A 24,069-nucleotide genomic window follows, 5' to 3' on the forward strand; every position below is an offset into this window, starting at 1 on the left:
AGTGGATCGACAAGCGATAAAGGCGTATCTGGCCGCCTCCGAAGCTGAACAGGTTTACAGCGTAGATAGCGATGACCGTCTGCTCGGAGTGGTTCCACGGCACCAGGTGCAACGCGAACGGCTGATTACCCGCTGCACCTATGTTTTTGTGTTCAATACCCGCGGTGAGCTGTGCATGCATCGCCGGACCCTGCACAAACGTCTCTATCCGGGGTATTGGGATGTGGCGGCAGGCGGCGTGGTCGGCGCCGGCGAAAGCTATAGGGATGGCGCGGTTCGGGAACTGGAAGAGGAGCTGGGCGTATCCGGCATTCCGTTGCGCGAGCATTTTCGTTTTCATTACAACGCGCGTGAAAGCCGACTCTGGGGCGGTGTGTTCAGTTGTATGTGGGACGGGCCGGTACATATGCAGCCGGAGGAGGTCATGGCGTTTCGCTGGGTAGATCCGCGTACACCCTGGCGACAACCCGCCGAGTGGTACTCCCCCGATTCGTTGCTGGCGCTGGAACTGTTGTTATCGAGATATATCCGGAACAATCTGCATGAGCAATAAACAGAAAGGACTCCAGGCCCTGAGCGGCCTGGTGTATTCAACAGAAGCCGGGCGCATGTGCCCGGATTGCCGGCAACCCCGAGACGCCTGCGTATGTGGCGCACCCGCCGTGCCAGAGGGCGATGGTGTTGCCCGGGTACGTCGGGAAACCAAGGGCCGCGGCGGCAAAACGGTCACTACCATCAGCGGTCTGCCGCTGCTTCCCGATGACCTCAAGGCACTGGCCAAGCGCATGAAAACCCGCTGCGGTTGCGGTGGCGGCATCAAGGACGGCGTCATCGAGATTCAGGGCGATCAGGCTGAGCTACTTTGCCGGTGGTTGATCGAGCAGGGTTTCAAGGCCAAGCGCGCGGGTGGATAGGCGCTGTTGACCTTTCTCCACGGCCGCGATGGAACCGGTCACCTTGAATAAAGCGGAGCTGCTTGCCTGCTGGCGGCATCAACCTACGCAGCGCAAAGTCTGGGCGCTGGCTGCGCCGATGATCCTGTCCAATATCAGCGTCCCGCTGGTCGGTCTGGTTGATACCGCTGTCATCGGCCGGATGGACGCCGCCTATCACCTGGGCGGTGCCGCCGTCGGCGCTACGCTGATCACCTTCATCCTCTGGGGTGCCGGTTTCCTGCGCATGGGTACTACCGGTTTCGCTGCCCAGGCCTATGGCCGGAGCGATGGCGATGCGCTGCGCCTGGTGCTGCTGCAATCGCTGTGGATGGCCTGCCTGATCGCGCTGGGGGTATGGCTGCTGCAGGACGTACTTTTTTCCGCGGGTGTCTATTTCCTCGATAGCAGTCCGCAGTTACTGGAGCAGGCGCGGCTGTATGTAGGGATCCGGCTCGTGAGTCTTCCCGCCGCTTTGGCCAACTTCGTATTGGTCGGCTGGTTTATCGGTGCGGGCAAAGGCCGCGCGCCGCTACTTCTGCTCCTCACCGTTAATATTACCAACGTGGTCCTGGATATCTGTCTGGTGGTGGGGCTCGAGTGGGGCGTTGCCGGCGCCGCCTGGGCCACCGTCATAGGCGACTATTGTGGGTTGTTGCTCGGGCTGGTATTGCTCACTCCGGTGTTTGACGAACTCCCTGGCCGCATGCGCTGGCGCGCTGCCATGCAGCTGCGAGGCGCCGCGCCGATGCTGCGAACCAGTCGCGACATTCTCATCCGCACTCTGGCTCTGCAGGCAGTGTTCTATCTTCTGATGCTGCAAGGCGCACGGCTGGGGGATGAAGTCGTTGCCGCCAATGCGGTGTTACTGAATTTTCTGTTATTGACGTCACATGGACTCGATGGCCTGGCGCATGCGGTCGAGGCGTTGGGCGGGCAGGCGCTCGGCAAGCGCGACCGTCCTGCGCTGAAGCGCGTGCTCGTGGTGAGTCTCGGCTGGTCACTGCTGGTAGGGTTTGGCTTTGTGCTGGCGTTCAGCCTGTTCGGTGATCTGATCATCGCGATGCTGACGACGATTGACTCAGTACGCGACACCGCCAGCGCCTACTTGCCCTGGATGGCATGGATGCCACTGGTAGCCGTCTGGAGCTATGTGCTGGATGGATTGTTTATCGGTGCCACCCGTGCGAAGGCGATGCGCAATGCCATGCTCATGGCAACAGTATTGATCTATTTGCCAGCCGCCTGGCTGCTGCGGGACGCGGGTAACCATGGTATCTGGCTGGGCTTTCACCTGTTCATGTTTGCGCGCGGCGTGATTCTCGGGCTCTGGTTCTGGCATCTGTGGCGGCAGGGGCGCTGGATGCCGCGCCCCGTCTCCGGATGATGCCGTAGTGCTCACGATATCGCTGGGCGCAGCCACCAGTGCAGATAACGGCCGAGATGACGGTACGCGGGGTGTCGGCTGTAGAGAAGCTCCTGCTCGATGATATCCTGTTCCTGGCTCTGCGACTTGAAAGGCTCGTGCATGTAATCATGGAACACGCGAATGCCGGTCTGGTGGATGCGCTGCAGTCCAGCCATGGCTGCCCAGTCCAGCGCTTCGCGGGGATCGAGCGGCTGTTGTGGCGTCAGGCTGCGTCCGCCTTCTCCGGCCAGCTGGTTGCGCTTGAGTTTGCGAAACTGGCCCTTGATCAGATTCTTGTAGATAAGCGCGTCGCGGTTGTACAGCGCGAGGGAGACAGCTCCTTGCGGGCTCACCAGTTGCCGCAGATAGCCCATCGCCGCAGCCGGGTCTGCCAGCCATTCGAGTACTGCATGGCATATCACCAGATCATAGGTTCGCCCTTGTTGCGGCAAATCCTGCAAAGTGGCCTGCAGATATTCGATCGGGTAGGCGGACGGCATCGCGTCCAGTCGCTCGCGAGCGCCTTCAAGCATTTCTGTTGAGGGTTCGCAGAGTGTCACGCGATGCCCGCGAGCTGCCAGCCATTCGCTGATGTGCCCCAGCCCGGCACCCACGTCCAGAACTCGCAACGACTGATCCGCCTCGCCCAGCTCGCCCGTCCATTCTTCCAGATCGCGGGTCAGCACGGCCAGGCGGATAGCACCCTTGGGGCCGGCGTAAATCTTGCGCGCAAAATGCGCACCCAACTGGTCGAAGTAGCGGTCGGTCATCCTTTAAACCTGTGCGGAGAAGGGGAGTCAGCAGAGCCTAACCTAGCATTTTAATGAGGGCCGCGGAGGGCCTTCAGCGGTAAGGACATTTTTTCGCCGTTTGAAGGGAACTTTTTTTAGGGTGTATGTCATATAGCCATCAGAATCGGGTCCGCGCACTGCTGTGATGGCGCAATGATTCTGTTACCCTATTGTTACCTGGAAGGAACGACTGATGAAAGCGGGAATTGTCAAGAAAATTTCGATCCGAGCAATGAACCGTCTGGAGTGTAGAGGTTTCGCGCCTCGCCGACAGCAGAAGGGCGCTGCAGCACTTGAATACCTCGTGCTGGCTGCCGCCCTCGTGCTGGTGCTGGGTGGCGCGTTCAATACCGGTCTCGAAACGACTATCACTGAGGCCTTCAACAATATTTTCGAGAGTGCCGCCAGTGGCGGAGTCGAGGGTGGATAAGTACGCCCGCCCGCGCTGGTCTTTCGGATGAAGCGACAAAATCAAGAAGGGGTGGTAGCGCTGGAGTTTCTCTTCGTCTTTCCGCTGGTGCTCGCCATGCTCTACGCGGCAGCCGCTTATGGGGTGCTGTTTTTCAGTAAATATGAAATGCAGTCCATCGTGGACAGGGCGGCTGCCACAGCGTTGAGAATCGATCGAAACCGGTACTCCGAATCGAGCCTGGGAGAAAAGCTGGTCGCCACGGCTTCTGCCGTGATGACGAAAGGACGAACAACGCTTTCTGCGCGACTGCAAGAGGGCATCAAGGATGACGGGTCAGGCTGTGCGATTTCCCCTGTCGGTGAACTCCAGCTGATGCGTTGTTCCATGACGCTCAATAATCGAGAGCCGCCTATAGTCCCTCAGCTTGGCTTCGGGTTATTGGGGCAATTTCCGCCGATGCCGGTCAGCCTGACGGTTGAGGCATCAATCGCTTTCTGACCGGGTCGCGAAACTGCTCGGTCGATTGCTCCTGGGTTTGCCTGTGAAGCGCACAATATGAATTCGAGATTAGTCTACGCGGCGCCCGCTACCCTGCTGGCGCTCGTTGCATTGGGATTGGCAATCGCTGGTTTCCTGTCGACCAAGAAAAACCTGGCTGTCGCACCCGACACGCAGGAACGGGTGGAGACCACGGTCGCTTCAGCGCCAGCGTATCGATATCTGCTGGCTACCCGGGGAGTCTTGCAGGGGCAGGCCCTGTCAGCCGATGCCTTTGTCACAGTGCTATCCGATAATCCTTTGCCCGAGGCGATTGGTGCGGAAGAAGCCCCGTTTGGCGCAGCCGTGAAGACGGCCATAATGCCCGGTGAATTGCTGACCGCGTCGAAGCTGGAGCCGAACAGTCTGTTGCAGCGCCTGGTTGCGCCGGGTTATCAGGCTTTGGCTATCCCGCTTGACGACGTCGCAGGTGTCGGTGGCCTGCTGCGCCCCGGTGATCGAGTGGATGTGAATGCATCCTTCCGTCGCTCGGATAAGGCCAACCCGGCGGCGGTGCGGCTGCTGCGTAATGTCATGGTGATTGCCGTCAAGGGCGTAACGCAGGACGGAAGCAGCGCTGGCGACGACGCTCACCAGCGCAACAACACCGTCGTGCTTGAAGTACCCGAAGGCAAGGTTCCCGACGTTTTGCTGGCCTCCGCCGAGGGCCAGCTTAGGCTGGCGGCAATCGCGGCGCCCGAGGGAAAACTGGCTGGGCGTGAAGCCAGTACTCTCGATAAGCCGGGTAGCGCCTTGGCCGAGGCAGTGTATTTCGAGGAGCTGTTTCCTCCGCAGCCCAAAGCGGCACCCGGTCATACCGCGCAGCCATCGGCACCGCAGGTGCGGGTCTTTGAAGGCGCCGCATCGAGCTTAGTTCATGTGCGCTAATCGATTCAGCCTGCGAATGGTTTCCGTGCTACTGGGCCTCCTGGCTCTTCCGTTCCCGCTTTTCGCCTTCACGGGTGACATCGCCGAAGGCGCGCCCATCAGAATGGGCAACGGCGAGCAACAGGTGCTGAGCTTTCCCGAGCGCTTGACCAAGGTAGCTATTTCGGATCCAGACGTGGCGGGCGTTACCGTCTCGGATGACCGGGAAATATTGCTTACAGCCAATGCCGAGGGCAGCGCGGAGCTATCGGTGTGGCTGCAGGGCCGCGCGGATCCTTTGCGGGCATTGGTCGTTGTGGCGGCGACCTTGGGCCAGACTATGCCCTTTGGCATGCAGATACAGACCGATATCCGTATCGTCGAAGTCAATCGGAGTGAACTCAATTCCCTGGGCGTGTACTACGCCAAACTGTTCAACGGCGGTGCGTCCGCCGTCGGGGTCGCGCCCCCGGGCAGCAGCTTTCGTGGTTTCCCCGGGCCGGAAGCAGCCTCGGCTGTCATCAGCGCCGAAGGCTTCAATCTGTTTGGTTTTGGTTCGAACTCGTTGACCATCATCAATGCGCTGGAGTCCGGCGGGTTTGCTCACACCCTGGCTGAGCCCTCGCTGGTGAGTCTCAGCGGTCAGAATGCAACCTTTCTTTCGGGCGGCGAATTCCCCATTCCGGTCAGTAATGACGAGAACGGGGTGCGGGTGGAATACAAGCAGTTTGGCATCAGCCTCAGTCTGACGCCGACGGTGGTTGCCGAGAACCGAATCATCCTCAAAGTAGCGCCTGAAGTAAGCGAGCTGGATTTTTCCTCCGGCGTGGCCTCGGCGGGTGTTGCCGTGCCCGGCCTGCGGGTTCGTCGTACCGAGACCACCGTGGCAATGGGCTCCGGTGAGACCTTCATCATCAGCGGACTCGTCAGTCGCAACACGTTCAACAGTAGCGACCGAATCCCGGGGCTCGGCAGCCTCCCGTTGCTGGGTGCTTTCTTTCGATCGGACCGGGTATCCCGCGAGGACCGCGAGCTGATCATGGTGGTTACGCCTCGCCTGGTAAGTCCGGGCCGGCAAGACAGTGCGGATATGACGATCGGAGAGGAATACCAGCACAGCAGCGTCCGCTGGCTGGACATGGCAGCCGGCTCGGAGCCAGGTTCGCGCCCGATAAAACATGGATTGAGCTGGTGACATGATGGAACGGGAAGATGTTCTGATTTGCATAACCGATGATATCGGCATTCGTGTCTGGTTGGAGCGCACCCTCGATGGAGCCTGGCCGGTAGAGTTTGTCGCGGCCTGGGATCTGTCGCGGGCCAGTCGCCTGGTTGAGGCGACCCGCAGTCGTTTTGTGATGGTGGCGGTAGACGAAAACGAGCCGGAAAAGGCGCTGCGGATCATTTCCGCCCTGAGTGCGTCCGGCGATGGCCTGTCCGTGGTTTCGCTCGCGCGCCGTCTGAATCAGGGTCACCTCTTGCAAAGCATGCGCGCGGGCGCCCGTGACTGCTTCATTGCCAGCAGCGACGGTGAAGAGATTCGCGGACGAATCAGGCAGCTCTTGCATAGCGGTCCAGGCAGCTCGTCAACGAACGCCCCGTCGGCCATGCGCCGTAAAATGACGCTGGTTACCAGCGCCAGTCCGGTGGTCGACGCCCGGTTGTTTGCCCAGAGCCTGGCGTTTGCCTTGAACCAGCGTAATCCGAAGGCGCGGATACTGGCGCTGGATACCGCTGCCACGGCGCGCTCTGTGTTCTATCTCGACAGCCATAACCGGCTGACCCTTGAGCATCTGCTACGCAGCCCCGAAGCATTCGACGAAAGCCTGATCGAGACGGCACTCGAAGAATACGCACCAAACTTGCGTCTGCTGGCCGCTTGTCTGTCCGCTGAAAGCGCGGTAAACGATCGCAACGCAGATCTGCTCATCGCAGTAAACCAGCTGGCGGGTATGTTTGATCACGTCATCATCAATGTCGATCCAGCGATGGCAGATTTCTGGATCGCTGCGGTCGGGCTGTATGCCAGGGATCTGATGATGTTGATTCACCCTATCGTAGAGCAGGCCCACGCCGCTCGAGAACGCCTGGACTCCTGGCGGGAGCGTCTGCCGAAAGAGTGCCGGCAATCCTTTTTGCTGGATTGTCACGAACCCAAAGGCAGCCCGAGCCTGAGCGCACTGCAACATGCGGTCGGCATCGAGTACCTGGGCGCGCTGCCACTGGATTGGCCAAGCCGGCTAATGGCGATCAACGCTGGCCTTCCGATACACGAGTTGCCGGGTAAAGCCACCTATCTGCGGCGCTTGGAGGAGATCCTGAAACGCTACGAGGCTGCTCCGTCAAAAAGCAGGCTGACCGCTCTTCGCGGTCTCGTCCGGACGGCGTGAGGAGTCTGTAAATGGCTACTAGATTGGACTCGGAATACCAGGATCTGAAAAGGCGCGTGCATCAGTTTCTGGTCGAGCGACTGGACGAAGAGGGGATTGACGTGGGGAGGGCTGCCCGGGCTTCCCTCCAGGCCTTCGTTCAAACCAACATTAGCGCTTTTATCTCCCAGAACCGTGTACCGCTTTCCGCCCAGGACATGATTCTCTTGACTAGGGAAAGTTTCGACGAGGTGGTTGGTTTTGGTCCGCTGGAACCCCTGCTTGCTGACGACAGCGTCAACGACATTCTAGTCAATGGCCCCGAAAGCGTTTTTATCGAAGTAGCCGGCGTCCTGCAGAAAGCGCACACGCGTTTCATCGATGACGATCACGTCGTGAGGGTGATCCGGCGGATTCTCGCGCCGCTCGGTCGCCGGTTGGATGAGTCCAGTCCCATGGTCGATGCCCGCTTGCCGGACGGTTCTAGGGTGAACGCGGTGATTCCGCCGGTTGCCCTGGATGGCCCTTCTCTCAGTATCCGCAAATTCGCCCGAAAGCATCTGGGGGCTCAGGATCTCGTCAATAGCGGCTCGATCTCTGCCAGTTGCCTGCAGATATTGACCTCGCTGGTCACAACACGGCGCAACATTCTGGTCAGCGGAGGCACCGGGACCGGTAAGACCACCATCCTCAATATGCTCAGCCAGTTCATTCCCGCTGATGAGCGTGTCGTGACCATTGAGGATGCCGCCGAACTGCAACTGAATCACCCGCATATCGTACGGTTGGAAACCCGACCGGCGAATCTCGAGGGAACAGGGCAGGTGACCGCGCGAGACCTGGTCATCAATACCCTGCGCATGCGCCCGGACCGAATCATCCTGGGTGAGGTGCGCTCCGGTGAAATCCTCGAGTTGTTGCAAGCGATGAATACCGGCCACGAAGGATCGATGAGCACCATCCATTCCAATAGCGCCCGCGATGCTCTGGTGAGGATCGAAACGCTGCTTGCGGTAAACGGTTATGACGCAGGTGAGCGGGCAATTGCACGGCTCATCGGCTCGTCACTGGATGTGATCGTTCAGCTAGTCAGGTTGCCGGGCGGCCGTCGCCTGGTAAGTGAAGTGGTGGCATTGAAAGCAACGGCGGACGATCCGTACCGCATGGAATATTTGTACCAGGTGCACCGTTAGGTGGTCGGCACCACTAGGGTCTGTTGCCGTTTTATCGCGTCCGCGGCGGTGCCCCCTTTGGTGCAGAACAAGGCGCGAGGAGAGCAGTTTGGTCATTCCAGATAAACGACGGGCAACGCAGTGCTGCGCCAAACAGGCCCCGCCCCTTCGGGTCGTGCCTCAGATGTCGACGTTCGGCGTTGCGGGACCTGGCAAGGGAACAACCATTAGCTGCGCCGCGCGCCTTGCGGATTGCCGCGCGGTCTGGCGTCATTTGACGCAACAATGCGGCTCGCGGCGAAACGGCAACACACCCTAAGGAGCGGTCCGTGCAACAAGAGATTCTATTTGCTGGCGCTTTTATCTGTGCATTGGGTGCCGGTTTGCTTATTGCCGTCCAGAGCTGGTGGAGCCATCGTAGCACCCAGCGCCGGCTGTTCAGGCGCATGACCGAAAGATTGAGCGAGCCAAGCGAGTCGGGCACTGTTGGCGAGACCGGCCTCGACCTGGGCGTGCTGAATACCTTCCTGCAGCGTGCCGACATTTCCTTATCGAAGCGCAGACTTGTTATGTTGACGGTTGCTTTGCTGGCGGCACTGACGGTTGTCACCGCCTATCGTGGCGTGGCGGTTCTGATGGTGGTGGCGTTTCTTCTGATCACGGCAGGCGCCTTGTGGTGGCGGACACGGTTCCAGAAGCGGCGGCAGCTGATTCTGGCGGAGCTACCTGGAATCATCGATACAGTACAGCGCAATATCGAGGCGGGAAGGTCGCTGGATCGTGCTTTGGTGATCGCCTTTGAAGACGCGTCGCCGGTTTTCCGTCCGCTGGTCTTTCGCCTGCGCAGCACCGTGGAATCGGGCCGGGAATACACCGGCCTGTTCGAGGAATTCGCAGCGCTGTACAAGGTGCCCTCGCTGATACTCGTCGCCATTGCACTGCGTACCTCAAGCCGATTCGGCTCCTCGATTCGGCCGGTACTGCAGCAGGTGGCCAATTCCCTTCGCTCGCAGCAGGAGTTGCGCCGGGAGTTTCTGGCAACTACCTCCGAAACACGGTTCACTGCCGTAATCTTTGCGCTGCTGCCGCCGGCACTTGCCGGCTATATGGTACTGATGAACAGCGAGTACGCGGATGTGTTGCTCCATACCCAGACCGGCCACCAACTGCTGATCACCGCTGGGGTTTTGCAGACGCTCGGTATGCTGATGATGTGGAGGATGATTCAGGGGGTGGGCCATGGCTGACGTGTATCTCTGCGCTGCCGTGGCGGCCTCTCTGGCTGCTCTCTGGATTGCCATAGCGCTCGCGCCGAAATGGTCGCTCAGGGCGGATATCGACGCACGCCTGCGTAATCGTTCGGCGAAAAATGGAAAGCCTGCCGCGTCCTGGCTGGGGCGCTTCGCTCAATGGTTTACCACTCGCGCTGCCATCCGGAGCGATTTTCGCGAGCTGGAATCAGCTTTGGATATTACCGGACGCAACGAACAGCAGATCCATACGCTCTACCTGACCCTGTGTTGGCTGATGCCAGCGTTGGCTTTTGTGCTTGGGTTCGTGTTCTGGGGAGTGACAGGCGGTGCCGTTCTGGCCATGGCCGGTTTTTTACTGCCCCGGCGGGTTGTCCGGGCCATGGGGGGCCGCGCCGAAATGCAGCAAAACCTGGAATCCATCGAGTTATGTCACATGACACGAATGTTGATGGAAGCCGGGCTATCCATCGAGCGCGCCGTGCGCCTGGCGGCCCTACAGGGTCGTCAGGTTATGCCCCATCTGGCGACCAGGCTTGACCGCTTCAACCGCGTGATAGCGAGTGGCGCCGATCGAACGGCAGCCCTGGATGAACTCGGGCGCAACCGGCGCATTCCGGTGTTGCGTCAGTACGCGAGCCTGATGAAACAAAGCGGAACCCTCGGCGCTGGTGTTTCGCTTAGCCTCGATCAGATCATTAACGAAGCCCTGCATGCTGAACGCAGCCGGCTGAAGGAAGCCACAGGCCGGACCGGCGCCAAAATGACGGTAATCATGATGGCGTTCATGTTGCCGGCGTTGTTCATTTTAATCGGTGGGCCCGCTGTGATATCCGTCGCAGCCAGCCTCGGCCGTTGAAGCAACGAGAGAGGCCATGATCAGAAAGCAATTTCCCAAGGGCCAGCCTGCCGTTTGGGTTTTGGCGCTGGCAGCGGTTACCACTGGCTGCGCGACGACGGCAACGGTCGCCAGGAACCCGATGGAAACCGTTAGCTGTTCGCAAGAGGTTCAGCCGGAGCATCAGATGCAACTGGATCTGGTGGACTCGCTGACGGGCCGATCCCAACCGTATGCGGCAATGGCACGGCTTGAGAGCGAGGGTCTGCATACCGAGCAGCACTGGCTGCGGTACGCTCGACTGCTTGCGGCGACAGATCAGCTGGTTCGTGCCGAAGAGGTGTTCCGCTCGCTTGTGGTCGCCTGTGCTTCGGCCGATGCATATCACGGTCTGGGACGCGTATATATCCAGCGGAGCTGGCTCGAACAGGGCCTGGAACAGCTGGCCGAAGCGCGAAGGCGGGAACCTTCATCCGGCAATATCCGCAATGATTTCGGCTATGCATTGTTACTCGCTGGCCGTGGTGAGGACGCCGTGTTCGAGTTGCGCACCGCCTTCGAGTTGGTCAATGGCGAAGGGGCCGTTCGCCAGAACCTGGCGGCTGCTTATCTGTTGACTGGCAACAAGGCGGGGCTTTCATGGCTCAAAGAAAACTACGACTTTGGCCTGGAAGAGTATGCCTACGCCGAACAACACGCCAAAGGAATCGGGGGGCAGCCATGAAGCACGCCGCCATCTTTCTGTGCGCCCTGTTACCCGTAGCGGCGCTGGCGCAGGAGCGCCCAGCATTCGGCCTCTCGGGATCGTCTGTGCAGACAGGGTCGTTACCGGAGGCGCGGCGCATGCTTGAGGAGCAGGGCCGTTCTGGCGGGGCAGGGCAGAGCGAGTTGTCGGTTCAGCTCTACATAGACACCCAGCAACGTATCGCAGAAACCTTTCGCAGACCCGTGCCAGATGATCTGACCGAGCGAACGCATGGTGAGGACTAGGGCCAGGTCTGGCCATCGCCAGCGGGGTGCGCTGATATTCATCACGCCGCTATTACTGACTGCAATAGCGCTGATGTCCGCGTTGATCATTGACGCAGCCCGGCTGTATGCCCTGAAGGCGGAAATGCAAAGCCAGGTCAACGCAGCAGCTACTGCTGCGTCCGATGCATCCCAGGCGTGCGGAGGCCCGGGGGTAACGATGCAAGACATGTCCCAGCGAGCCCTTTCCGCCGCCAGGGCGCAGGGATTCGATGGCGACCAGGCTGATCTGAACGTGCAGGCCGGGCTGCTGGACGCATCGCCGGACGAGCCTGACCAGCTAGTATTCCAGCGCGCGTCCAGCTTCGACCAGAGTAACGCGACGCTCGTCTCGTACCGCCGGGATGAGCCACTATCCCAGTTGTTTCCTAAATTGCTGGGCAACGTGATGCTGCAGACCAATGCTGCTGTGCGAAAAGAAATGATCGCGACCCTAAGCGCAAGCGGGTCCGCAGCCGGGGTGGGCGAGGGACTGCTGGGAAGCGTTCTCGGAGCGTTGCTGAACGAGCCGGCATACCGTCTCGATCCGCTCGACATCGACAGCCTCGGTAACACCTTGTTTCGTGTCGGCGACATCCTGGGCGAACTTGGGGTCGACTCCCTGGAGGCGGCGCTACCTCTGGGAGCGGACCAATTGGCGACAGCGCTGCGGAGTATCGCTGGCGCAGCATCACCGGCAGGGGAGCTTGCCGATGATCTTCTTGGAGTTGCGGGCATAGATTCCGTGCTGGTCGGCGACTTGATTCGCACCGTCGAGGGAGCTGAGGCGCCAGATGATGCAACGATCCGCTCGTATGATCTTCTGGTAAACCTGGCTCTAAACATCGCGCGGCAACAGCAATTATCAAGCGGCTCTCCGCTGGAGATACGCGGTCTGGAGACGCTTGGCTTGCCGCTGCTTCCAGCCATTGCTCAGGACAGCCTGGTGCTTCGGTTGTTCGTCAACCGTGCCCCTTCCATCGCCGTTGGGCCAGCCCGCAGGGGAACGGATGGCATGTGGCTGACACGCTTCGATGCGCCGGGCATCAGCCTTGAAGTGGAGGCCAGCCTCGGTTTGCTGTCTTCCGTAGATCTTCTGGGTGTGGTGAAGTTCAGCCTGGCCGACTTGAACATTCCGCTTGCCATCGAGCTGGGCGGAGGGTCTGGGGAGCTGGTCTCCGCGAAGTGCGCCAGGGGAACGCAGAACGAAACCACCCTGGGGGTGCGGGTGGTTACCAAGGGCGTTTCGCTGGGCAGTGGCTCGATTGAACCTGCCACCGGAGAGTTGTTGGCCAGCCCTATTCAGGCCGACATCGGCCGGTTGACCCTGCTGGGCGGGCTCTTCGGAAGCCTGCTGACAATTGACCCGGCGGTAGGGTTGAGTCTCACTATTGATGGCCGATTGAACGGCGTTGAAACAACTATCAACTCTGACCCTTATTCCTTGTTCTGCGAGTCTTCAGGCTGCACCAGGCTTCGTCTGGGTCACGCCGGAGGGATCGGTGGGTTGGACTTGAACGTCTACGACGCCCAGCTCGTCCTGCTTGGCGAAATCACCATTGCAGGCTTGTTGGACGCGCTGCTCTCGCTGGTCCTTAATCTGCTCAATGACGCGATTTCGAGCCTGCTCGAGGCCTTGGTCAGTCCACTGGCCAAAGCCCTGGGGGTTGGTGTTGGCGGCATGCAGGTGAGTATCGAGGCCGCCAAACAGGACAGCAGCCAGCTCATCGAAAACGTGGCTGTGTACAGTAGTGCTCAGTGACCATAAGGAGATGTGACAATGCTTTCAGCCGTCAGCGACGGATGGGCCATGACCAGCGGGTTAATGTCCGCCGCCTGGGTACAGGCAACGGCTGCGTTGCTGATGCTGCTCCTGCTGGTTTCAATGGTCAGGCATGGGCTGCTTCGTAGCAGGGCAAGCACCACTCGATCTGAGAGCGATTCGCCCGAACGCCCGCTTGTCGATAAGGAACAGGATCTGCGGGCTATGTTCGACCAGTCCTGCGCTGCCGTGATGCTGCTCGATCGCGCTTCTCGCGCTCCGATATACGCCAACCAGACGGCGCTTGCCGCATTTGGTGCGCATAGCCCCGAACAGCTTGCCGGGCGGATAATGGGTTGTGCTGATGCCTGGCCGGATGAGCCCTTTAGTCTGTCTGATTTCGAACGGCGTCTCGACCAGGTCCGGGCTTCTGGGAACCAGCCATTCGAGTGGTTGGCATTACCCGCCGGGGGCATTCCCACCTGGCTGGAGGTTTCGCTGTCGCTGGTGCAGTACGGCGGTAAGGCAGCCCTGATGTTTACTGGCCTGAATATTACGCCCCTGAAAAATGCTGAACGAGCGGACCGTCTCCGGCAAAAGGCGATGGCCTCTATGGCCCGTGACAGCGTCCTTAGTGTCACGCTTGACCAGCTCGCGGCGATTGTCGAAATCGCCATCCCCGGGGCGCATTGCGCCATCATGGTGCATGATGACGAAACGGATATGCTCCGATTGGGCGGAGGCAAATCGGTGCCTCCCGAGTTCCGCGAGGGCCTCGGCTTAGTCCCGGTCGAATTTGGGGCGGCTGGCTGCGGCACCGCGGCGTATATCCAGGGGAGCGTGGTCAGCCACGATATCCGTGCTGACCAGCGTTGGGAGCGTTTTCGCCGTTGTGCCGAGCTTGCCGGGTTCCGCGCCTGCTGGTCTGAGCCCATGTTCGGCAGTGGCAACGTTTTGCTGGGCACGTTCGACGTATATCACACGGCACCCTGGACGCCAGGCAACGAGGATATTGACAGACTGACCGGCCCTCTCCATCTTGCCGGCCTCACCATCGAGCGGCATCGGGGTAAGATAGCCTTGGACAATATGGTGATGTCCGAGCAGATGGTCCGGCGCATCAGTACGGACCTGCTCACAGTCGATCCTCACGAAACCGATCAGGCGATCAGCAGGACCTGTTCTGAACTTGGAGAACATTTCCAGGCACAACGCGTTGTGCTATGTCAGCTTGATACTGCAGGTGAAAATCTGCACCTTACTCATGAATGGGCTGACAGTACCGAGCAACTGCTTGCGCAACAGGCTGTCGAGCATTTTCCGCTGAGCGAAACTGCGTTGCAGGCGCTGTTCGGAGATCAAAGCAAGCTTGTCGTTAGCGGGAAAGGTGAACGCCCTTCATCTTCAGATGGCGTCTCCGAGCTGCTTCCCCTCGATGGAAACCAGTCCCTGCTGCTCGCGGCCGTGAGCCGGCAGGGCCGCATTGCCGGGTTCCTCGGCGTCGTGAGAAGCTCGACAACCACGGCGTGGACATCCCGGCGAATCCAGACCGTCGAGCTAATGGCCAGCCTGCTGTCCAGTGCGATTACGCGCAAGGATCTAGTCAACAGCCTGACGTTCCAGGCAGTCCGTGACCAGCTTACCGGCCTTTACAACCGGCATAAACTCGAAGAAATCCTGTCCCAGGAAGTGGCGCGTTGCCTGCGCTACAGCAGCGTTTTCTCTGTGATCATTTTCGATCTGGACCATTTCAAATCCGTCAATGATCGTTTCGGCCATAACGGAGGCGACGCCGTTCTGTCTTCCATTGCTCGCATCGTGGAGGCCAACGTCAGGGAAACTGAAATTGCCGGCCGGTGGGGCGGAGAGGAATTTCTGATGGTCCTGCCAGAGACGACGCTTGACAGCGCTTTGCAGTTGGCCGAGCGACTGCGCAGTAACGTCGAGGCGCACCAGTTCCCCATACCCCAACAGGTCACGGTAAGCATTGGTGTCGCGTCGTTTGCGTCGGGAGATACTCCGAAAAAGATCGTGCAGCGCGCGGATGCGGCGCTGTACGCTGCCAAAGAAGCGGGCCGCAACCGAGTGATGTCGTCGCTTTGAACCGCCTCGTGCCGGCCTGCCATCATGGATTTCTTCAGGCATAAAAAAAGCCAGCTTGTGGCCGGCTTTTCAACTTGGCGAAACGCTTATTTTTGGTAAGCGTCTACTGCCTTAACAATTTCTGCGCGGGCTTCTTCAGCGCCGCCCCAGCGATCGATCTTGACCCATTTGCCTTTCTCGAGATCCTTGTAGTTCTCGAAGAAATGCTGGATCTGCTGGATCAGCAAGTCAGGTAGATCGGTGTATTCCTGGATGTCATGGTACAGCACGCTGAGCTTGTCGTGCGGCACGGCAACCACCTTGGCGTCGCCGCCGCCGTCGTCGGTCATGTGCAGGATGCCAACCGGACGGCTGCGAATCACCGAGCCCGGCGCGACGGGATGCGGGGTAACGACCAGTACGTCCAGCGGGTCGCCGTCATCGGCCAGGGTGTTGGGGATGTAACCATAGTTGGCTGGATAAAACATCGGAGTCGCCATGAAGCGGTCAACGAACAGCACGCTGCTGTCCTTGTCGATCTCGTATTTGATCGGCGCATGGTTGGCCGGAATTTCGATGGCAACGTAGATGTCGTTAGGTATGTCTTTGCCTGCGGGGATCTGGTCGTAGCTCATGTTTTACCTGATTCGGGCATGGGGGAGGGGGTGCTGAACAGCCCTGACTGGACGTCTGGCCAGGCGTTGTTCAGTAGCACCTGCAAAATGTTGGCCGGGATTATAGAGGCATTAGGTCCGCAGACCAAGCGCCAGGCTATAAAACCATGGTCTAACTATTCTTTGGTAGCGGTAGAGACCGTTGTGCACGATGGTGACGGGCTCTACCGTTACTGCCATCTCGATCAGATCGAGAAGGTTTCCAGCTTGCGCTCAACCGGTGCGTTTTTCAGTCGCACGTAGCTGGGCATGCCATTGACGAAGGGCGGGAAGTCCTCACCCTGGATCAGCGGCGACAGATATTCGCGGCAGGCGTCGGTGATGTGGAAGCCATCCTCGGTGATGAAATCGCGGGGCATGAATTTCTCGACGTTCGCCACATCCTTCAACGGCGCCTCGATGATATCCCACTGGTAAGGGGTGTCCTGCAGACGTCGAATCGCCGGCATGATGGCGTTCTTGCCTTCCAGGGCAATGCGTACTGCCGCCTCACCCAGTGCATAGGCCTGTTCCACGTCGACCTTGGAGGCAATGTGTCGAGCCGCGCGCTGTAGATAGTCAGCAACAGCCCAATGGTATTTGTAGCCCAGCTCCTGCTGTACCAGTTTGGCGATAGTAGGTGCCACGCCGCCCAGCTGAGCATGGCCGAAGGCGTCGGTCAGACCGGACTCGGAGAGAAACTTGCCGTCACTGTTCTTGATGCCTTCGGAGACGCCAATAACGCAGTAACCATGTGTTTTGACACATTCGTCAACGCGCGCCAGGAACGCTGCCTGGTCGAATTCGATTTCCGGGAACAACAGAATATGTGGCGCTTCACCCTGGCCTTCGCTGGCCAGGCCGCAAGCAGCGGTAATCCAGCCGGCGTGACGGCCCATCACTTCAAGAATGAAGACCTTGGTCGACGTGGCGGACATTGAGTCGACATCGAAACCGGCTTCCCGGATAGACGTTGCAACGTACTTGGCAACCGAGCCGAAGCCCGGGCAGCAGTCGGTGATCGGCAGATCGTTATCCACGGTCTTTGGGACATGAATAGCCTGAATCGGATAACCCATGGTCTCAGCCAGTTGGGAAATCTTGAGGCACGTGTCGGCAGAATCCCCGCCACCGTTATAAAAGAAGTAACCGATGTCGTGCGCCTTGAATACTTCGATCAGTCGCTCATATTCAGCGCGGTTGGCTTCCACGCTCTTGAGCTTGTAACGGCACGAGCCGAAAGCACCGGAAGGGGTGTGGCGCAGCGCTGCGATGTTTTCTGCCGATTCCTGACTGGTATCGATCAGGTCTTCGGTCAGGGCGCCAATGATGCCGTTGCGGCCGGCGTACACCTTGCCAATCTTGTCCGGATGTTGGCGAGCTGTTTCGATTACCCCCGCTGCCGACGCGTTGATGACGGCGGTAACGCCGCCAGATTGGGCATAAAAGGCATTCTTGACTGTCATGCTGACTCCATGTTTTGAAAGCTGATGGCCTGGTGCTGATAGGCTCTCCCTGCAACGCCCGAAGGGCGCCGCGTTCAGCGGAGGTACGGCCTACGGCAAAATGGCGGCGATAATAGCGCAAAGCCGCACGCTTTGCATGGACCTCCGGCGGGCTGTAAGGTTGCATGGGCGTGCGTGATAGTATTCGCAGTGACGCGATTCAAACTCAAAGCAACCTGATCCTGGATAGACGATGCACCTGCATATTCTTGGTATTTGCGGCACTTTCATGGGGTCGCTGGCCCTGCTTGCGCGGGAACTCGGACATCAGGTGAGCGGCAGCGATGCCAATGTCTATCCGCCGATGAGCACCCAGCTGGAGGCGCAGGGCATCCAGCTCATGGAAGGTTATCTGCCTGAGCACCTGGAGCCTGCGCCTGATCTGGTGATCATCGGCAACGCCTTGTCCCGGGGTAATCCGGCCGTCGAGCATGTGCTGGATAAGGGCCTACCCTATGTTTCCGGCCCGGAATGGCTTGCGCGGCATGTGTTGCAGGACCGTTGGGTACTGGCCGTCGCCGGTACGCATGGCAAGACTACGACCTCCAGCCTGCTGGCCTGGTTATTGGAAGATGCCGGCATGGCGCCGGGCTTTCTTATCGGGGGCGTGCCACAGAATTTTGGCTTGTCGGCTCGCCTGGGTGACACACCCTTCTTCGTCGTTGAGGCAGATGAGTACGACAGCGCCTTCTTCGACAAGCGTTCCAAGTTCGTGCACTACCGGCCCCGCACGGCAATCCTGAATAATCTGGAATTCGATCATGCTGATATTTTTCCGGACCTGGCAGCGATCGAGAGGCAGTTTCATCATCTGGTGCGGACGGTCCCGGCCAGCGGACAGATTATTTATCCGCACGGCGAGCAGGCCCTGCAACGCGTTATTCAGATGGGCTGCTGGACGCCAACGCAAACCACAGGGGAGGGCGGTAACTGGCAAGCCAGGCTGCTGGCCGCCGACGGGTCGCAGTTCGAGGTGCGGCTGGATGGCCAGTTGCAAGGCGTCGCCAACTGGTCACAGACCGGCGATCACAGCGTCGCCAATGCCTTGACGGCGATGGCCGCAGCGCGACACGTCGGGGTCACGCCCCAGCAAGCCATCGCATCCCTTGCAGGATTTCGCAGTGCCAAACGGCGCATGGAAAAACTGATAGAAGTGAATGACATCGTTCTGTACGACGATTTCGCCCATCATCCAACCGCCATCGCTACGACCATTGCCGGCCTGCGCGCACAGATCGGCGATGCTCAACTGATCGCCGTTATTGAGCCGCGCTCCAACACCATGCGGCTCGGCAGTCATATGGCGTCGCTGCCCGCCAGCGTGTCGCAGGCCAGTGAGGTTATCTGGTACCAACCTGAAGGGCTCGACTGGTCCCTCGATTCGGTGGTTCAGCAAAGCCCGGTGCCGGCGCAGGTCGAAACCAGTATCGAGCGCATCATCGACAAGGTCGTTACTGGCGCCAGACCGGGTGCGCGGGTGGTGGTCATGAGCAATGGCGGCTTTGCTGGTATCCATCAGAAACTGGCAGCAGCCCTGGTGGCACGGCATGGCTAATTTGCGCGTTACGCTGGCAGTGACCGGCGCCTCTGGTTCGCAATACGCGCTGCGGTTGCTGGAGTGTCTGGTTCGGGCAGACGTGGACGTATCTTTTTTGATCTCCCAGGCTGCGCAGTTGGTGGTCGCCACCGAAACTGAGCTGCAATTGCCACCCAAACCGCAGGCGCTCGAGGCCTTTCTGACCGAGCGGTATGCTGTGCGGGCGGGGCAGGTCCGCGTCTACGGCAAGCAGGACTGGATGGCTCCGGTTGCCTCAGGCTCTGGGGCGCCGGCCTCGATGGTGGTGTGCCCATGTTCCACCGGCACGCTCTCGGCGATTGCCACGGGAGCCAGCAATAACCTGATAGAACGCGCTGCGGATGTGGCGCTCAAGGAGCGTCGTAAGTTGATTCTGGTGCCTCGTGAGTCGCCTTATTCGACGGTGCATCTGGAGAACATGCTCAAGCTGAGCCAGATGGGCGCCGTGATTTTACCGGCCAGCCCTGGCTTCTATCACAAGCCGCAGTCGGTCAGCGACATGGTGGATTTTGTCGTGGCGCGGATTCTCAACCAGTTGGGTATTGATCAAAATTTGCTGCCCGCCTGGGGCGAATGAGGTGGGCATCGAAAGGGTCGCCGGGCCTGAGGCGACCCGGCGCGCTACTTAGACGAAATACAGGCTCAGGCCCTCGGCAATGAAAGCTGGCTTGTCGACGCCTTCGATTTCCAGTGTCGAGCGGGCTTTTACCAGCCACTGACCGGGCTTCTTCTCGGTTACGTCCAGTACTTCGCTGTGCAGCCGTACCCGCGAGCCGACACGGACTGGCTGAATGAATCGCAGGCTGTCGAGTCCATAGTTGACCGCCATCTTCAACCCTTCAGGCCGCAGAGCGATCTCGGCTGAGAGAACGGGCAGCAATGAAAGCGACAGGAAACCGTGCGCAATGGTCCCGCCGAAGGGGGTCTGTTTGGCTTTTTCCTCGTCGATGTGGATGAACTGATGATCGCCGGTACACTCGGCAAACTGGTTCACGCGGTCCTGATCGATCTGCAACCACTCTGAGTGGCCCAGATCTTTACCAATGTAGGATGTCAACTCGGATACGGGTACGGCGGTCATAGCGTTCTCCATGGCGGCGATTGTTGTGGTCTCCCTGCGGAGTCGTTCTGCATGGTTGCAACAGTCTGTTGCCCGGTCAATCGAGCTATCCGGTATATAGGTTTGCTGAATGACCTGACCGCCGTGCTTCGCTATTCTGACCATCAGTAATGCTCACGCTCAACCGAGAGGCTGGAATGTCAGATCAATTCGCCCTGTTTCCCTTGAAGACGGTGTTGTTGCCATCCTGTGTGATGGATCTGCAAATTTTCGAAGCACGCTATCTGGACATGGTCAGCCGCTGCTTCAAGCAGGATCAGGGCTTCGTCGTGGTCGGCCTGGAGTCTGGACCGGAGACCGGGTCGGGCAATCTCAAATTCAATTCACTGGGCTGCGAGGCGCGCATAATCGACTGGCAACAACAGGATAACGGCCTGTTGGGGATCAGAGTGCAAGGGCATCGACGCGCGCGGATTCTGGACGTTGAGGTCGCCAGCGACGGTCTGGTTGTGGGCGGTGTCGATTGGCTGGAGGAGTCACTGGACATGCCGCCGACGAACGAGCATGCCGACATGCTTGCCCTGCGCGACAGCCTTCTGCAGCACCCGATGGCTGCGGGCCTGGGGCTTTCTCCGGTGGCGCACAGCCAGCAGGCCCTGGCCTATCAGCTGGCCTATCTCTTACCGTTCAGTATTGACCAGAAGGCAGCGCTGTTGGCGATCGACTCGCCTGCTGCGCGCCTGGAGCAGATAATCGATTGGCTGCAGGCTTTGCAATCCTGATCAGTGGCCAGCTGTCGATATCCGCTACCCGTCACGAACCGCCAGCGCAGAGGCTGTCTAAAGCACTTTGTCCCTGAGCGAGGCCTGATATGAAAACCCCAAAGCCTGTTACCGATCGCGCCCCCGAACACGAAGGCAAGTCGGGTGCGTCGTCCGTTGCGCTGATTGCTGCTGCGCTGGGTGCATCGGCCGCGGCTGCGCGGTATCGCACATCACGCGCTGAGAAGGAAAATCCGCCAGCCGGGCAGTTTGTCGAAGTCGATGGCGTGCGGTTGCATTATGTCGAACGCGGCTCGGGTGAGCCCTTGGTATTGCTGCATGGCGCCGCCAGCATGACGGCCGATTTTCTGCTCAGTCCGTTGGTGAAGATGGCCGCCGAGCGGTACCGCGTGATCGTTTTTGATCGCCCCGGTTACGGATACAGCGAGCGGCCACGCTCCACTGTATGGGGTCCCGTCACTCAGGCTGCCCTGTTTGAAGAGGCGTTCCGGAAACTGGATATCGACCAGCCGATCGTACTGGGGCATTCCTGGGGTGCGATGGTTGCGCTTGCCCTGGGCCTGGACTTCCCCCGGTCACTCAAGGGGCTGGTGTTGATGAGCGGCTATTTTTATCCGACACCCAGGCCGGAAGTCGCCCTGACCAAAATCACCGGCGTGCCGCTGCTGGGCGATCTGCTCCGCTATACGCTGTCGCCGTGGCTGGTACGCTCGGTCTGGGGGCTGGGCCTGAAGAACATCTTTGCGCCGGGGGCTGTGCCTGAACACTTCAAACGGTTCCCGGTATGGTTGAGTCTGCGGCCGCTGCCGTTGCGTACCGCGGCGGAGGAGTTTGCGCTGCTCAATCCGGCCAGCGACAGTCTGCATGGTCGCTATTCCGGGCTCGAGCCGCCCTGCGTGATCATCTCAGGCGATGGCGATCGCGTGCTGAGTCCGCAGGACCATTCTGCACGGCTGCATGCCCAGATACGGGGCTCGGACTACTGGGTATTTCCGGGGGTAGGGCATATGCCGCATCACGTTGAGCCGCAGCAGGTGTTGGCTGCGATCAACCTGGCGGCCGAGAAGGCCGCCGACCGTCAGTGAGGCCGGGACGCTAGAGCGGGGTCGCCGTCATCAGCACGACAGCGGCCAGGGGAACGAGGGGTAGCAGGTATTTCAGCGGCAGCCGCGGAGCGCCCATCGTCGCGCCCCGGTCGACCAGCCACAGACTGAAAAGCGTTGCGGCGACCGCCAGTAGCAGTGCACTCAGCGCCACCAGCGGCGGGGTTGCCAGACTGATCAAGGCAGACCCGATCAGCAGCAGGCAGAGTGGTATCAGATATATCATCCAGGCGGTCCGATGCCAGAAACTCTGCTCGCGGTTGCAGATCACGGTTATTACCATGCTCAACGCCAGCGCATTCGACAGGATCATCCCCTCATACGTCAGCCCGGGCAGCCACGCGAAAGTGATGCAGATGACAATACTTAACGAAGAGTAAGCGAGTTGCCGCCACTGGCGTAACAGGAGCATTGATAACACTATCAGGACGGCCAGCAGGGCCGCATACACCGGTGAGATCAGTGTCCCGATAAAGAATGCCAGCGGTTCGGCACTGGCAGCGTAGCCCTCAAGCCAGGTGCTGGCCGTGACTTCGGCGATGCCAAACCAGGGGCGTGTGAAGTACAGCAGCGGTACGCTGAAGAGCGTTAGCGCGCCGGCAGCGAAGGGCGACCAGCGCTCCTGTATGCGCAATAGGGTGAGCAGCACAAGACCCAGTGCCGCAAGGGCGGCGAGCAAGCCCAGTGCCTGGGCCCAGAAATATTCAGGGACCGGCCAACGCAGCGCACGTCCGGCGTAGAAGCCAGGCAATACGTAGGCTGGCGCCCAGGCCAGGGCGGAGACGATGTTGACCAGCACGAACCGCCAGACTGGCATATCGAACATGCCAGCCACCATCGGAATCACCGGACGTATCGGCCCGACAAAACGACCGATCAGAATGCTGAGGACACCGTAGTGGCGAAAAAAACGCTCGCCGCGGTCAATCCACTGTGGATGGCGGCGAAACAGCGACAGTCGACGAATGTCCTGATGAAAGACCCGGCCGAGGGCAAAGCTCAGAAGATCGCCAACCACTGCGCCACTGAATGCCCAGGCAAGGGTGGCCCAGACCCGCAGGTCGCCACCTCCAGCCATTGCAGTCGCGGCAAACATCAACACCACGCCGGGTACCAGCAGGCCCGCGATTGCGAGTGATTCAACCAGCGCAATCAGGAAGATGGCGAAACCCAGCCATTGCGAATGCGTGCTGAGCCAGGCCATCAACGCCTCAATCAAGTTTGCAGGCTCCGGCGCTTCCGATGTAGTGGTAGTGTTCGCCCTCCCGGCGGGTGCGGCCCAGCGGATTACGGGTGCACACGCGGGCGTAGTCGGCGTCGACAAAACGGTACAGCAGGTGCTCGTCACGCCCGGCGGGAATGCCCAGGCGCGTGGTCTGAATTATTTCGCCGGGACGATAGCCGTCATCGTCAAAGAAGAACCGTGACGTGTCGAACTGCTGTGCGGTCCACTCCGGCACCTTCAGCCCCAGCGCCTTGCATAGCAACGTCTGGCCGGCGCAGAGCTTTTCCAGCGGGCGTTGGTCGCCGTTTTGTGCAGGGTTGAGTTGGTGCATCAATGCCAGGCTATCCGGGCCGCTGACATCATCGGTAACCGGGTAGGCGGATTTGATCAGGACGGCATTGCCGGGCCCGGCGGCGCTGATGTTCAGCGAGTCGCCACCCCGTGCGTAGTACATGTAAATGGTGCCGCCATCCATGAACAATGCGCGACGGGTGTGGGTGTAGCCGAGTGAAGCATGGCTGCCCTTGTCTTCGAGTTTGTAGGCTTCGGTCTCGATGATGCGCGCCGAAAGCCACAGCCCGTCGACCTGGTGGCGGATGACTTTGCCCAATAGCTCGACAGCGACCTGTCGCGATTCGCGATGGAAAAAACTGTTCGCGAGAGGGCGCGCAGAGGGCCAGGGAAGATGAGTAACTGACATATCCGAGATCATAGCAGGTTCGCCCTGTCCAGCACCC

At 59.8% G+C, this 24,069-nt stretch carries 25 protein-coding genes; 19 read left to right on the forward strand and 6 right to left on the reverse strand.

The window, feature by feature from the left end; translation table 11 throughout:
- The first annotated feature begins 1 nt into the window (after position 1).
- The 3 genes from FZE95_RS04560 to FZE95_RS04570 are packed head-to-tail and all read left to right on the forward strand — an operon-like array spanning position 2 to position 2,319.
- Positions 2 to 553, forward strand: coding sequence for an NUDIX domain-containing protein (locus FZE95_RS04560; RefSeq protein ID WP_150299639.1), 552 nt, complete (start codon positions 2 to 4; stop codon positions 551 to 553).
- Positions 543 to 914 (forward strand): translation initiation factor Sui1, encoded by a 372-nt coding sequence (locus tag FZE95_RS04565; protein ID WP_150299640.1) that lies wholly within the window; start codon positions 543 to 545, stop codon positions 912 to 914. The genes FZE95_RS04560 and FZE95_RS04565 overlap by 11 nt, the downstream gene beginning before the upstream one ends.
- Before the next feature lie 43 nt (positions 915 to 957).
- A complete protein-coding gene (locus FZE95_RS04570; RefSeq protein ID WP_223824961.1) occupies positions 958 to 2,319 on the forward strand; it encodes an MATE family efflux transporter in 1,362 nt (453 codons plus the stop codon).
- A gap of 11 nt (positions 2,320 to 2,330) precedes the next feature.
- Here FZE95_RS04570 and FZE95_RS04575 read toward each other — a convergent pair whose 3' ends face one another.
- Entirely contained in the window at positions 2,331 to 3,110 is a 780-nt protein-coding gene (locus FZE95_RS04575) for a methyltransferase domain-containing protein (RefSeq protein ID WP_150299642.1), read from the reverse strand.
- Positions 3,111 to 3,324: 214 nt separating this feature from the next.
- On the opposite strand from FZE95_RS04575, the gene FZE95_RS04580 reads away from it, so the two are divergent.
- The 12 genes from FZE95_RS04580 (at position 3,325) to FZE95_RS04635 (ending at position 15,449) form a co-directional block, all read left to right on the forward strand.
- A complete protein-coding gene (locus FZE95_RS04580; RefSeq protein ID WP_150299643.1) occupies positions 3,325 to 3,561 on the forward strand; it encodes a hypothetical protein in 237 nt (78 codons plus the stop codon).
- A gap of 27 nt (positions 3,562 to 3,588) precedes the next feature.
- Positions 3,589 to 4,041, forward strand: coding sequence for a TadE/TadG family type IV pilus assembly protein (locus FZE95_RS04585; RefSeq protein WP_150299644.1), 453 nt, complete (start codon positions 3,589 to 3,591; stop codon positions 4,039 to 4,041).
- A 57-nt stretch (positions 4,042 to 4,098) separates the two neighbouring features.
- Complete coding sequence (cpaB, locus tag FZE95_RS04590; protein ID WP_150299645.1) at positions 4,099 to 4,968, forward strand: Flp pilus assembly protein CpaB; 870 nt, start codon at positions 4,099 to 4,101, stop codon at positions 4,966 to 4,968.
- Positions 4,958 to 6,142 carry a type II and III secretion system protein family protein gene (locus FZE95_RS04595; RefSeq protein ID WP_223824962.1) on the forward strand — a complete coding sequence of 395 codons (1,185 nt, stop codon included), beginning with the start codon at positions 4,958 to 4,960 and terminating at the stop codon, positions 6,140 to 6,142. The genes cpaB and FZE95_RS04595 overlap by 11 nt, the downstream gene beginning before the upstream one ends.
- Position 6,143: 1 nt before the next feature.
- Complete coding sequence (locus FZE95_RS04600) at positions 6,144 to 7,337, forward strand: AAA family ATPase (RefSeq protein ID WP_150299646.1); 1,194 nt, start codon at positions 6,144 to 6,146, stop codon at positions 7,335 to 7,337.
- Positions 7,338 to 7,348: 11 nt separating this feature from the next.
- Positions 7,349 to 8,509: a CpaF family protein gene (locus FZE95_RS04605; RefSeq protein WP_150299647.1), complete on the forward strand. Its 1,161-nt coding sequence runs from the start codon at positions 7,349 to 7,351 to the stop codon at positions 8,507 to 8,509.
- 308 nt (positions 8,510 to 8,817) lie between these two features.
- Complete coding sequence (locus FZE95_RS04610; RefSeq protein ID WP_150299648.1) at positions 8,818 to 9,735, forward strand: type II secretion system F family protein; 918 nt, start codon at positions 8,818 to 8,820, stop codon at positions 9,733 to 9,735.
- Positions 9,728 to 10,597 carry a type II secretion system F family protein gene (locus tag FZE95_RS04615; RefSeq protein ID WP_150299649.1) on the forward strand — a complete coding sequence of 290 codons (870 nt, stop codon included), beginning with the start codon at positions 9,728 to 9,730 and terminating at the stop codon, positions 10,595 to 10,597. The genes FZE95_RS04610 and FZE95_RS04615 overlap by 8 nt, the downstream gene beginning before the upstream one ends.
- Before the next feature lie 16 nt (positions 10,598 to 10,613).
- On the forward strand, positions 10,614 to 11,300 hold the full coding sequence (locus FZE95_RS04620) for a tetratricopeptide repeat protein (RefSeq protein WP_150299650.1): 687 nt from the start codon (positions 10,614 to 10,616) through the stop codon (positions 11,298 to 11,300).
- Positions 11,297 to 11,566, forward strand: a complete 270-nt coding sequence (locus tag FZE95_RS04625; RefSeq protein ID WP_150299651.1) for a hypothetical protein — start codon at positions 11,297 to 11,299, stop codon at positions 11,564 to 11,566. Before FZE95_RS04620 ends, FZE95_RS04625 begins: the two co-directional genes overlap by 4 nt.
- A complete protein-coding gene (locus FZE95_RS04630; RefSeq protein WP_150299652.1) occupies positions 11,553 to 13,346 on the forward strand; it encodes a hypothetical protein in 1,794 nt (597 codons plus the stop codon). Before FZE95_RS04625 ends, FZE95_RS04630 begins: the two co-directional genes overlap by 14 nt.
- Before the next feature lie 18 nt (positions 13,347 to 13,364).
- Complete coding sequence (locus FZE95_RS04635; protein ID WP_150299653.1) at positions 13,365 to 15,449, forward strand: sensor domain-containing diguanylate cyclase; 2,085 nt, start codon at positions 13,365 to 13,367, stop codon at positions 15,447 to 15,449.
- 86 nt (positions 15,450 to 15,535) lie between these two features.
- On the opposite strand, the gene ppa is transcribed toward FZE95_RS04635, so the two are convergent.
- Together ppa and FZE95_RS04645 are read right to left on the reverse strand one after the other, a co-directional pair.
- On the reverse strand, positions 15,536 to 16,063 hold the full coding sequence (gene ppa / locus FZE95_RS04640; RefSeq protein WP_150299654.1) for an inorganic diphosphatase: 528 nt from the start codon (positions 16,061 to 16,063) through the stop codon (positions 15,536 to 15,538).
- Positions 16,064 to 16,287: 224 nt separating this feature from the next.
- Positions 16,288 to 17,547 (reverse strand): 6-phosphofructokinase, encoded by a 1,260-nt coding sequence (locus FZE95_RS04645; protein ID WP_150299655.1) that lies wholly within the window; start codon positions 17,545 to 17,547, stop codon positions 16,288 to 16,290.
- 232 nt (positions 17,548 to 17,779) lie between these two features.
- On the opposite strand from FZE95_RS04645, the gene mpl reads away from it, so the two are divergent.
- Positions 17,780 to 19,141: a UDP-N-acetylmuramate:L-alanyl-gamma-D-glutamyl-meso-diaminopimelate ligase gene (gene mpl, locus FZE95_RS04650; RefSeq protein WP_150299656.1), complete on the forward strand. Its 1,362-nt coding sequence runs from the start codon at positions 17,780 to 17,782 to the stop codon at positions 19,139 to 19,141.
- Positions 19,134 to 19,739, forward strand: a complete 606-nt coding sequence (locus tag FZE95_RS04655) for a flavin prenyltransferase UbiX (protein ID WP_150299657.1) — start codon at positions 19,134 to 19,136, stop codon at positions 19,737 to 19,739. The genes mpl and FZE95_RS04655 overlap by 8 nt, the downstream gene beginning before the upstream one ends.
- 48 nt (positions 19,740 to 19,787) lie before the next feature.
- On the opposite strand, the gene FZE95_RS04660 is transcribed toward FZE95_RS04655, so the two are convergent.
- Positions 19,788 to 20,243 carry a MaoC family dehydratase gene (locus FZE95_RS04660; protein WP_150299658.1) on the reverse strand — a complete coding sequence of 152 codons (456 nt, stop codon included), beginning with the start codon at positions 20,241 to 20,243 and terminating at the stop codon, positions 19,788 to 19,790.
- Positions 20,244 to 20,419: 176 nt separating this feature from the next.
- On the opposite strand from FZE95_RS04660, the gene FZE95_RS04665 reads away from it, so the two are divergent.
- Positions 20,420 to 21,004, forward strand: a complete 585-nt coding sequence (locus FZE95_RS04665) for an LON peptidase substrate-binding domain-containing protein (RefSeq protein WP_150299659.1) — start codon at positions 20,420 to 20,422, stop codon at positions 21,002 to 21,004.
- A gap of 89 nt (positions 21,005 to 21,093) precedes the next feature.
- Positions 21,094 to 22,089 (forward strand): alpha/beta fold hydrolase, encoded by a 996-nt coding sequence (locus FZE95_RS04670; protein WP_150299660.1) that lies wholly within the window; start codon positions 21,094 to 21,096, stop codon positions 22,087 to 22,089.
- 10 nt (positions 22,090 to 22,099) lie between these two features.
- Here FZE95_RS04670 and FZE95_RS04675 read toward each other — a convergent pair whose 3' ends face one another.
- Positions 22,100 to 23,311 (reverse strand): DedA family protein, encoded by a 1,212-nt coding sequence (locus FZE95_RS04675; RefSeq protein WP_150299661.1) that lies wholly within the window; start codon positions 23,309 to 23,311, stop codon positions 22,100 to 22,102.
- Between the two features lie 7 nt (positions 23,312 to 23,318).
- Positions 23,319 to 24,041, reverse strand: a complete 723-nt coding sequence (locus FZE95_RS04680; RefSeq protein ID WP_371923596.1) for a DNA-3-methyladenine glycosylase — start codon at positions 24,039 to 24,041, stop codon at positions 23,319 to 23,321.
- Positions 24,042 to 24,069 lie beyond the last annotated feature (28 nt).

This window comes from Pseudomonas profundi (assembly GCF_008638305.1).
Taxonomy (GTDB): Bacteria; Pseudomonadota; Gammaproteobacteria; order Pseudomonadales; family Pseudomonadaceae; genus Halopseudomonas; species Halopseudomonas profundi.